We start from the raw sequence: 8,886 nt of genomic DNA on the forward strand, positions 1-8,886 counted from the left end.
GCGTCAGGCCCGATAAACGACCCGGCCGTCCACCAGCGTCATCATCACCTCGCCCTGCAGCCTGCGCCCGTCGAAGGGTGAGTTGCGGGACTTGGACTTGAGCTTTTCCAGGTCGACGACGATGGGGGCGTTGAGGTCGCAGAGCACCAGGTCGGCGGGCGCGCCCTTGGCGAGCCGCCCGGCGGCCAGGCCCAGCAGGTCGGCCGGGCGGCTGGTCACCGCGCGCATCAGGTCGATGAGCGGGATGCGGCCCTCGTGGTGGAAGGCGAGCAGGGCGGCCAGCAGGGTCTGGAGGCCCACGGCGCCAGGCGCGGCCTCGTCATAGGGCAGGCGCTTGTCCTCGGCCGGGGCCGGGGCGTGGGCGGAGACCACGATGTCTATCAGGCCGCTGGCTAGGGCCTCGATGGTCGCCTGGCGGTCATCCTCGCCGCGCACAGGCGGATCGAACTTCAGGAAGGTGCGGTAGTCCCCGATGTCGATCTCGTTGAACGACAGGTGGTTTATCGAGGTGGTCGCCGTGACCGGCAGGCCCTTGGCCTTGCCGCGCGCCAGGCTCTCCTGGGCGCAGGCGGTGGTCACCTGGTCGACCAGCAGGCGCGCGCCGGTCAGCTCGACCAGCGCCAGGTCGCGCTCCAGCATGATTTTCTCGGCGATGGGGGGCACGCTGGGCAGGCCCATGCGGCCGGCGAACTCGCCCTCGGTGGCCGCCGCGCCGTTGGCCAGCCACGGGTCGGACGGCCGGTGCGCCACCAGGACATTGAAGCTCTTGGCGTAGGACAGAACCCGGCGCAGGACCTTGGAGTCGACGATGGGTCGGTCGGCGTCGGTGACGTAGACGCAACCGGCCTCGGCCATCAGCCCGATCTCGGCCATCCGCTCGCCGCGGCAGCCTTTGGTGGCGGCGCCGGCGGGATAGACGTGGACCAGTTCGATATCGCGTGTCCGGCGCAGGATGAAGTCGACCACCGAGGCCTCGTCGATCACCGGATCGGTGTCGGGCTGCAGGACGATGGACGTGACGCCGCCGGCCGCCGCCGCCAGCGCCGCCGACTTGAGGGTTTCCTTGGTCTCGGCGCCCGGTTCGCCGGTCTTGACCCGCAGGTCGACCAGTCCGGGAGCCAGCATGGCGCCGCGCGCGTCGATGACCTCGATGTCGGCCGACAGGGTTCCCAGATCGCCGCCCTGGGCGATATCTGCGATCTTGCCGTTCTCGCCCACCAGCAGGGCGCCGGGGCCGTCCCAGCCGCTGGCGGGGTCGACGAGGCGGGCGTTCACGAAGGCGGTCGGGCGCTGGGTCATAGTTCGGGCCGTCCGATCCACTTCTCGACCACGGGCGGCGCATAGGCGTCCATGGCGTCCAGCATCTGGGCGGTGTCCTCGCGGAAGATGATCATGTCGCGGTGCGGAGCCTGAAGGAACGCCTCGCCCACGGCGTGATCCACGAAGTTGCGCAGGGCGTTGTAGTAGCCCAGCGCGTTCAGGAACCCCGCCGGCTTGGCGTGGAAGCCGAGCTGGCCCCAGGTCCAGATCTCGAAGATCTCCTCCAGGGTGCCGACCCCGCCCGGCAGGGCGATAAAGCCGTCGGAAAGTTCGGCCATCCGCGCCTTGCGTTCGTGCATCGAGGCGACGATCTCCAGCCGCGACAGGCCGTCGTGGGCGATCTCCTTGTCGGCCAGGGCGGCGGGTATGACGCCGACGACCTCGCCGCCGGCGTCCAGCGCCGCGTCGGCGAGAGCGCCCATCAGCCCCACCTTGGCGCCGCCATAGACCAGGCGCTGGCCGCGATTGGCGACGGCCCTGCCCAGGGTCTCGGCCGCGGCCCGATAGGCGGGGTCTCCGCCGGGGCTGGACCCGCAGAACACGCAGACGGAGGCGAGCTTGCCCATCAGGCGTTGTCCAGCCGCGCGGCCAACGACGCCAGGATCGCCATGCGCGCGGCCACGCCCATCTCCACCTGATCCTGGATCAGCGAGACGGACAGGTCGTCGGCCACGTCGGAATCGATCTCGACGCCACGGTTCATCGGGCCGGGATGCATGACCCGCACGCCGGGCGAGGCGTGGGCCAGTTTCTCGCGGTCCAGGCCGTAGAAGCGGAAGTACTCGCGCTGGGACGGGGCCATGACCCCGTCCATCCGCTCGAGTTGAAGTCGCAGCATCATCACCACGTCGCAGTCGGCGATGCCCTCGCGCATGTTGTGATGCACCGCCGCGCCCCAGCGTTCGGCCTCCGACGGCATCAGGGTGGGCGGTCCCACCAGCCGCACCTCCGCGCCCATCATCTGCAACAGGCCCACATTGGAGCGCGCCACGCGGCTGTGCAGGACGTCGCCGCAGATGGCGACCCGCAGACCGGCGATCCGACCGAACGCGCGGCGCATGGACAGCGCGTCCAGCAGGGCCTGGGTCGGATGCTCGTGCTGGCCGTCGCCGGCGTTGATCACCGAGCAGGTGACCTTCTGCGAGAGCAGCGAGGCCGCGCCGGAGGAGGCGTGGCGCACCACCAGCAGGTCGGGCTGCATGGCGTTCAGCGTCACGGCGGTGTCGATCAGGGTCTCACCCTTGGAGATCGACGAGGAGCGCGGGCTCATATTGACCACGTCGGCGCCCAGCCGCTTGCCGGCCAGCTCGAAGGAGCTCTGGGTTCGGGTGGAGTTCTCGAAGAACAGGTTCATCAGCGTGCGACCCTTGAGCAGGTCGAGCTTCTTCGAGGTCTGGCGGTTGAGGGCGACGAAGCTGTCGGCCAGATCCAGGAGGCCGGCGACCTCCACGGGGTTCAAATCCACCACCGACAGGAAATGCCGCTTGGGGAAGGGGAAGGTCCGACCAAGGACCTCGTTCAGACCTGTTGGGGCGGCGTTCATTAAAGGCGCGTCTTAGGCGGCTTTCCTGGGCAAGCCAAGGCGTCATCCGAAAGCCCTGCCATTGGCGAAGCGCGAACGGCGGAGGCGTCCGTCCGCGAAGCCCACGCGGCGCCTGGCGCAACGTCGGATGCGGGGCGCGTTGGGGCCCTCTAGGTCGAGGTCATCGAATGTTCCCGAGGAGATCACATGTCCCCCGCCCAACTCTTGCTGACCGCCTGCGCCACCGTGGCGATCGCCGCCGCGGGCCCTCTTCCCGCCGCGGCCCAGACCGCGCTCACCGTCGCCTTCGAGGGGATCAAGGACCAGAAGGGGGCGATCATGGTCGCCGTCTACGACAGCGAGGCGGCCTACGACGGCGGCAAGCCGGCCAGCGCAACCGCCATCCCGGCGACTGCGGCTCGCGTCGAGACCAAGATCGCGGGGTTGGCGCCCGGCCGCTACGCGATCAAGGCGTTCCACGACCTGAACGGCGACGGGAAAATGGGGACCAACCCCTTCGGCATGCCGATCGAACCCTTCGCCTTCTCGAACAACGCGGTCGGGACGATGGGACCGGCCAAGTGGTCAGCCGCCGCCTTCACCGTCGAGGGTGACGCGACCGTCCACGCCATGACCATCGACTGATGTCAAAGTTCCGGAGCAAGATCATGAATCGCCGCGCCTTTCTGACCTCCGCCGCCGGCTTCGGCGCGCTTGCCTTCACCCCGGAAACCCTGCTGGCCGCCGCCGCAAACTCCGGCGACTGGACCCTGAGCGTCGCCGATGTCGAGGCCGATGTTCCGACCCAGGCCATGCGGCTCGTGCACGGCCGCGCTCCGGCGGGCCTAGGCGGCGTGCTCTATCGGAATGGTCCAGCCAAGTTCCGCCGCCCCGGCGGTTCGGTGACCCACTGGTTCGACGGCGACGGCATGATGCGGCGCTTCCGCATCGATGACGGCAAGGCCACGCTCGCCGCCCGCTTCGTCGACACCGCCAAGCGCCGCGCCGACACGGCGGCCAACGCGGTGGTGACGCCGGGCTTCGGCACCATCGGCAGTCCCACGGCCGCTGTCGGCGGTCCCGACGACGTGAACGCCGCCAATATCTCGGTGATGATGGCGGGCAAGGACCTGTGGGCCCTATGGGAGGCCGGATCGCCGGTCGCCATGGATCCCGCGACCCTGGAAACCCGGGGCCTGCACACCTTCCGTCCGGACCTCAAGGGCATGCCGTTCCTGGCCCATCCCCGCTTCAATCCGGACGGCCGGGTCTGGAACCTGGGGGTCTCCGGCAAGCGCGCGGTGGTCTGGCGCCTGGCCGCCGATGGCGCGCTGGAAGGCGTCACGCCGATCGTCCTGCCGCGCGCCAGTTATGTGCATGACTTCACGGCCACGGCGCGCCATCTGATCCTGGTGCTGCAGCCGTGGATGCACGAGCGATTGGTCGCCCCGATCTCGGCCGGATATGTCTGGAAGCCGGAACAGGGGACCCAGGTCCTGGTGCTGGACAAGGACGACCTGTCGAAACGCCGGGTCTATGAGCTGCCCGCCTTCTCGTTCTTCCACATGGGCGACGCCTGGGAGGACAAGGAAGGCACGATCCGTTTCGATATCTGCACCTCTCCCAATCCGGACTTCGGCGTCCAGGGCGCGGTCGACATGATGCAGGGCAAGGCGCCCAAGGGCGGCGCGGACACCGATCTCACCCTCGTGACCCTGCGCGCCGACGGCAAGGCCTGGATGGCGGCCTCGGGGCTGGTGGTGGAGTTCCCCAAGACCGATCCGCGCTACGCCGGTCGGACTCGGTCATTCAGCGCCTGTCTGGGCGGCTCGGCCAGCCATCCGCTCTTCCAGGGCGTCGCCGTCTGCGATTGGACGCGTAGCAAGACCGAACGCTACGACCTGGGGCCGCGTCAGATCATGGAGGAGGTGGTGTTCACGCCGCGTCCTGGCGGCACGGCGGAGTTCGACGGCTGGCTGGTGGGCACGAGCATCAATCTCGACGCCAAGGCGACCGAGTTGCACGTCTTCGACGCCCGCAGGGTCGCCGCCGGGCCGATCTGCACCTGGCGGGCCGAGGTTGCGCTGCCGGCCACCCTACACGGCACGTTTGTGCGGAAGACCTAGGGCTTAAGGTTCATCAGGCGCTCGAGCGCGCCCTGGAGGATCCAGGCGGCCGCCATCTTGTCGACGACCTCCGCGCGGCGGGCGCGGTTGATGTCGGCCTCATCGATCAGGAAGCGGTTGACGGCCATGGTCGACATCCGCTCGTCCCAGAAGGCGATGATCAGCTCGGCGCGAAGGCGCAGGAGGTTGCGAGCGAAGGCGCGGTTGGACTGGCATCGCACGCCTTCCGTCCCGTCCATATTGACCGGCAGGCCCACGACGATGGCGGCGACCTCGCGGCCGTCCATGACCTTGAACAGGGCCTTGGCGTCCTCGGTGAACTTGGTCTTGCGGATCAGGGTCAGGGGGCTCGCCACCGTCCGGGTCGGATCCGACACCGCCACGCCAATGGTCTTCTCGCCCAGGTCCAGCCCCACCAGCGCGCCATAGCGGGGCAGGAGGGCGGGGAGTTCAGTGAGATCGACGACGGCCATGGGCTTCCATAGCCGGGCCGGAGGGACGCGCGAAGTGACAAAAACGCATGTATTGACCGACGTATAGGGTGTGATAGGGAAGTTTACGTAGTTTTTCCCTGGGAATCGCGCCGTGTCGCAAGAGCTGTATTCCGTGGAACAGGTCGCCGAGCGGCTGGGCCTGCATGTTCGGACCGTCCGTAGCTACATCCGGGAGGGTCGGCTCAACGCCGTTCGCATCGGGAAGCAGTACCGGATCGCCCGCGCCGACCTCGAGGCCTTCACCGGCCAGCCCACGCCGGTCGGCCGCTACGTGGAGGTCTCCAGCATCGTGGAGATCGACGGCGTCGATCTGGACGCCGCCATCCGGATAACCAACGCCCTGATGGGAACGATGAACACCCGGGGCGCGGGTGAGCCGCCAATGCGCGCCCAAACCATCCACGACCGCGAGCGCAGGCGACTGAAGATCATCCTGGTGGGCGACCTGGACGTCGCGCGCGACCTGCTGAAGCTGATCGGCGTCTGGGCGGAGGCCTACCGATGAGCGCGATCTACAAGTCGCAGGCGGCTCAGGAGGCGGTCGAAGCAGGCTATCGCAAGTTGCTGGACACTTGGCCAATCCCCAAGGAGGAGCTCCGCATTCCCACCAGCCAAGGTGAGACCTTCGTGATCGCCTGTGGCCCGAAGGACGCACCGGCGTTGATCGCCCTGCACGGCGCGCAGGCCAACGCCGTGACCTGGATGTTCGACAGCCTGGTCTGGTCACAGACCTTCCGCACGTTCCTGATCGATGTGCCCGGTGACGCCGGGTTCAGCGCGCCCGTCCGACCGCCCCTAGGTGGTGAGGCTTACGTCAATTGGTTGGACGAGGTGACGGCCGCGCTTGGCTTTCGGCAAGTAAGCCTGGTCGGCATCTCTCTGGGTGGGTGGCTGGCGCTCGACTACGCCACGCGGCGGTCTGAACGGGTGACGAGCATCGCGCTGCTATGTCCCGCGGGTGTCGGAGGACAGAAGAACCTGCTGCTGAAGGCGCTGCCCCTGCTGCTGCTAGGTCCGTGGGGACAGAGGAAGCTGTTCGAGATGGTGTTCGGCGAAGCGCCGGAGGATCCGCCTCCCGTCGCGCGCGAACTCATGGCCTTCATGACCCTGGTCACGACCAGCACGCGCGCGCGACCGTTGAAGATCCCGGTCTTCAGCGACGAGGCGCTTGCCCGACTGACCATGCCGGTCTTGGCGATTGTCGGGGGCAAGGACGTGCTGCTGGATTCGGACGGGACGCGGCGGAGGCTTCAGGCGCACGCGCCCGGGGCGGAGGTCCGCTATCTGCCGGAAGGGCGTCACTTCCTGCCGGGTCAGACCCAGGCGATCGACGAGTTCCTGCGGAGGGCGACGTGAGCCGGCTGCAACGCCTTGGCGGCGTGCAGGTGCTGGTCTTCGCCGACGACGGCCCGCCTATGCGCGGCGAAAGCGACGCCGTGGACTTGATCGGCGAGGCGCTGGGCGAGGGCGTGGCCTGGGCTGCGATCCCCGCCGAACGGCTGGGCGACGACTTCTTCGTGCTCGCGACCCGTATCGCGGGCGACGCGATCCAGAAGTTCGTCAACTATGGGATCAGGCTTGCCATCGTCGGGGACATCTCCCGGCACGTGGCCAAGAGCACGGCGCTGCGCGACTTCGTCTATGAGTCCAATCGCGGTCGGCATGTGTGGTTCGTGACCGATCTCGCCGAACTGGAGGCCCGCCTCGCGCCGGGCTGACACCAGGGATCACTTGTCAAAGACCGCCGCGCACGGCTAGGGCAAGCCTCTGAGATTGAGGAGGGCCCCATGGCCATCGACGCGGCGACCGTACGCAAGGTCGCCAGGCTCGCGCGGATCGCCGAGCCCGAGGAAAAGCTGGAAGCTCTGGCGAGTGAGCTCAACGGCATCATGACCTGGATCGAGCAACTCGCCGAGGTCGACACCGACGGCGTCGAGCCGATGACCTCGGCCGTCCACATGCCCGCCCCGATGCGCGAGGATGTGGTCACCGAAGGCGGTGACGCCGCCAAGGTGCTCTCCAACGCGCCCAAGAGCGTCGACGGCTTCTTCGTCGTGCCCAAGGTGGTGGAATAGATGTCGTTGCTCACCTCGCTGACCTTGAAGGCCGCCCTCGACGGCCTGACCGCCAAGTCGTTCTCCTCCGAGGAGATCACCGCCGCCCACGTGGCCGCGGTGGAGGCCGCCCGTGACCTCAACGCCTATGTCCTGGAGACCCCCGAGAAGGCGCTGGAGATGGCCAAGGCCTCTGACGCCCGCCGGGCCAAGGGGCAGGCCGGCCGGCTGGACGGCGCGCCGCTGGGGATCAAGGATCTCTTCTGCACCGAAGGCGTCCGCTCCACCGCGGGGTCGAACATCCTCGGCAACTTCGTGCCCACCTACGAATCCACCGTCACCGCCAACCTGTGGCGCGACGGGGCGGTGATGCTGGGCAAGCTGAACATGGACGAATTCGCCATGGGCTCGTCCAACGAGACCTCGGCCTTCGGTCCGGTGGTGAACCCGTGGCGTGCCGAGGGCGGCAATCAGAAGCTGACGCCGGGCGGCTCGTCGGGCGGTTCGGCGGCGGCTGTCGCGGCCGAATTGTGCCTGGGCGCGACGGCGACGGACACGGGCGGCTCCATCCGCCAGCCCGCCGCGTTCACCGGCACGGTCGGCATCAAGCCGACCTATGGCCGCTGCTCGCGCTGGGGCGTGGTGGCCTTCGCCTCCTCGCTCGACCAGGCCGGCCCGATCGCCCGCACGGTGGAAGACGCGGCGATCATGATGACCTCGATGTCCGGTTTCGACGTCAAGGATTCGACCAGCGTCGATCTGGCCGTGCCGGACTTTGCGGCCGCCGTTGAACGTGGCGTCAAGGGCCTGACCATCGGCGTGCCGCGTGAATACCGCATGGATGGCATGCCGGCCGAGATCGAAAAGCTCTGGAGCCAGGGCCTCGAATGGCTCAAGGCCGAGGGCGCCACGGTCAAGGATATCAGCCTGCCGCACACCAAATATGCCCTGCCGGCCTACTACATCGTCGCCCCAGCCGAAGCCTCGTCCAACCTCGCCCGCTATGACGGCGTCAAGTATGGCCTGCGCGTTTCGGGCAAGGACATCACCGACATGTACGAACTGACCCGCGCCGCCGGGTTCGGCCGCGAGGTGAAGCGCCGCATCATGATCGGCACATACGTGCTGTCTGCAGGTTATTTCGACGCCTTCTACGTCAAGGCGCAGAAGGTCCGCACGCTGATCAAGAAGGACTTCGAAGACGCCTTCAATGCTGGCGTCGACGCCATCCTGACCCCGGCCACCCCGTCGGCCGCCTTCGGCGTCGGCGACGAAACCCTGGCCGCCGATCCGGTGGCGATGTATCTCAACGACGTCTTCACCGTTACCGTCAACATGGCAGGCCTGCCGGGCATCGCCGTACCGGCCGG

The 8,886-nt window shown here is 68.1% G+C and carries 11 protein-coding genes; 7 read left to right on the plus strand and 4 right to left on the minus strand.

What is annotated here, in order from left to right:
- Positions 1–3: 3 nt before the first annotated feature.
- From pyrC to RMO04_RS15770, 3 genes are read right to left on the minus strand one after another with little or no spacing between them, the layout of a single operon-like run.
- Positions 4–1,299 carry a dihydroorotase gene (gene pyrC, locus RMO04_RS15760; protein ID WP_309645722.1) on the minus strand — a complete coding sequence of 432 codons (1,296 nt, stop codon included), beginning with the start codon at positions 1,297–1,299 and terminating at the stop codon, positions 4–6.
- Positions 1,296–1,886: a TIGR00730 family Rossman fold protein gene (locus RMO04_RS15765; protein ID WP_309645723.1), complete on the minus strand. Its 591-nt coding sequence runs from the start codon at positions 1,884–1,886 to the stop codon at positions 1,296–1,298. The genes pyrC and RMO04_RS15765 overlap by 4 nt, the downstream gene beginning before the upstream one ends.
- Entirely contained in the window at positions 1,886–2,863 is a 978-nt protein-coding gene (locus tag RMO04_RS15770; RefSeq protein ID WP_309645724.1) for an aspartate carbamoyltransferase catalytic subunit, read from the minus strand. The genes RMO04_RS15765 and RMO04_RS15770 overlap by 1 nt, the downstream gene beginning before the upstream one ends.
- Positions 2,864–3,049: 186 nt before the next feature.
- Between RMO04_RS15770 and RMO04_RS15775 the strand changes: the two genes are divergently transcribed.
- Together RMO04_RS15775 and RMO04_RS15780 are read left to right on the plus strand one after the other, a co-directional pair.
- Positions 3,050–3,487 carry a DUF2141 domain-containing protein gene (locus tag RMO04_RS15775; RefSeq protein ID WP_309645725.1) on the plus strand — a complete coding sequence of 146 codons (438 nt, stop codon included), beginning with the start codon at positions 3,050–3,052 and terminating at the stop codon, positions 3,485–3,487.
- A 23-nt stretch (positions 3,488–3,510) separates the two neighbouring features.
- On the plus strand, positions 3,511–4,968 hold the full coding sequence (locus tag RMO04_RS15780) for a carotenoid oxygenase family protein (protein WP_309645726.1): 1,458 nt from the start codon (positions 3,511–3,513) through the stop codon (positions 4,966–4,968).
- Here the strand turns inward: RMO04_RS15780 and ruvX are convergent.
- Positions 4,965–5,441, minus strand: a complete 477-nt coding sequence (gene ruvX / locus RMO04_RS15785; RefSeq protein ID WP_309645727.1) for a Holliday junction resolvase RuvX — start codon at positions 5,439–5,441, stop codon at positions 4,965–4,967. The genes RMO04_RS15780 and ruvX overlap by 4 nt on opposite strands.
- Before the next feature lie 112 nt (positions 5,442–5,553).
- Between ruvX and RMO04_RS15790 the strand changes: the two genes are divergently transcribed.
- From RMO04_RS15790 to gatA, 5 genes are all read left to right on the plus strand, one after another.
- Entirely contained in the window at positions 5,554–5,967 is a 414-nt protein-coding gene (locus RMO04_RS15790) for a helix-turn-helix domain-containing protein (protein WP_309645728.1), read from the plus strand.
- Entirely contained in the window at positions 5,964–6,818 is an 855-nt protein-coding gene (locus tag RMO04_RS15795) for an alpha/beta hydrolase (RefSeq protein WP_309645729.1), read from the plus strand. The genes RMO04_RS15790 and RMO04_RS15795 overlap by 4 nt, the downstream gene beginning before the upstream one ends.
- Positions 6,815–7,180 carry a DUF4180 domain-containing protein gene (locus RMO04_RS15800; protein WP_309645730.1) on the plus strand — a complete coding sequence of 122 codons (366 nt, stop codon included), beginning with the start codon at positions 6,815–6,817 and terminating at the stop codon, positions 7,178–7,180. The genes RMO04_RS15795 and RMO04_RS15800 overlap by 4 nt, the downstream gene beginning before the upstream one ends.
- A 69-nt stretch (positions 7,181–7,249) precedes the next feature.
- Entirely contained in the window at positions 7,250–7,537 is a 288-nt protein-coding gene (gatC, locus tag RMO04_RS15805; protein WP_309645731.1) for an Asp-tRNA(Asn)/Glu-tRNA(Gln) amidotransferase subunit GatC, read from the plus strand.
- Positions 7,538–8,886 (plus strand): Asp-tRNA(Asn)/Glu-tRNA(Gln) amidotransferase subunit GatA (gene gatA / locus RMO04_RS15810; RefSeq protein ID WP_309645732.1); only part of this gene is annotated, 1,349 nt, incomplete at its 3' end. It abuts the gene before it with no gap.

The sequence above is a fragment of the Phenylobacterium sp. genome (assembly GCF_031412415.1).
Taxonomy (GTDB): Bacteria; Pseudomonadota; Alphaproteobacteria; order Caulobacterales; family Caulobacteraceae; genus Phenylobacterium.

Coding starts and splice junctions, on each gene's coding strand:
- gatC (WP_309645731.1), top strand. CDS start 7,250: ATGGCCATCGACGCGGCGACCGTACGCAAGGTCGCCAGGCTCGCGCGG.
- RMO04_RS15775 (WP_309645725.1), top strand. CDS start 3,050: ATGTCCCCCGCCCAACTCTTGCTGACCGCCTGCGCCACCGTGGCGATC.
- RMO04_RS15795 (WP_309645729.1), top strand. CDS start 5,964: ATGAGCGCGATCTACAAGTCGCAGGCGGCTCAGGAGGCGGTCGAAGCA.
- RMO04_RS15770 (WP_309645724.1), bottom strand. CDS start 2,863: ATGAACGCCGCCCCAACAGGTCTGAACGAGGTCCTTGGTCGGACCTTC.
- pyrC (WP_309645722.1), bottom strand. CDS start 1,299: ATGACCCAGCGCCCGACCGCCTTCGTGAACGCCCGCCTCGTCGACCCC.
- ruvX (WP_309645727.1), bottom strand. CDS start 5,441: ATGGCCGTCGTCGATCTCACTGAACTCCCCGCCCTCCTGCCCCGCTAT.
- RMO04_RS15780 (WP_309645726.1), top strand. CDS start 3,511: ATGAATCGCCGCGCCTTTCTGACCTCCGCCGCCGGCTTCGGCGCGCTT.
- RMO04_RS15765 (WP_309645723.1), bottom strand. CDS start 1,886: ATGGGCAAGCTCGCCTCCGTCTGCGTGTTCTGCGGGTCCAGCCCCGGC.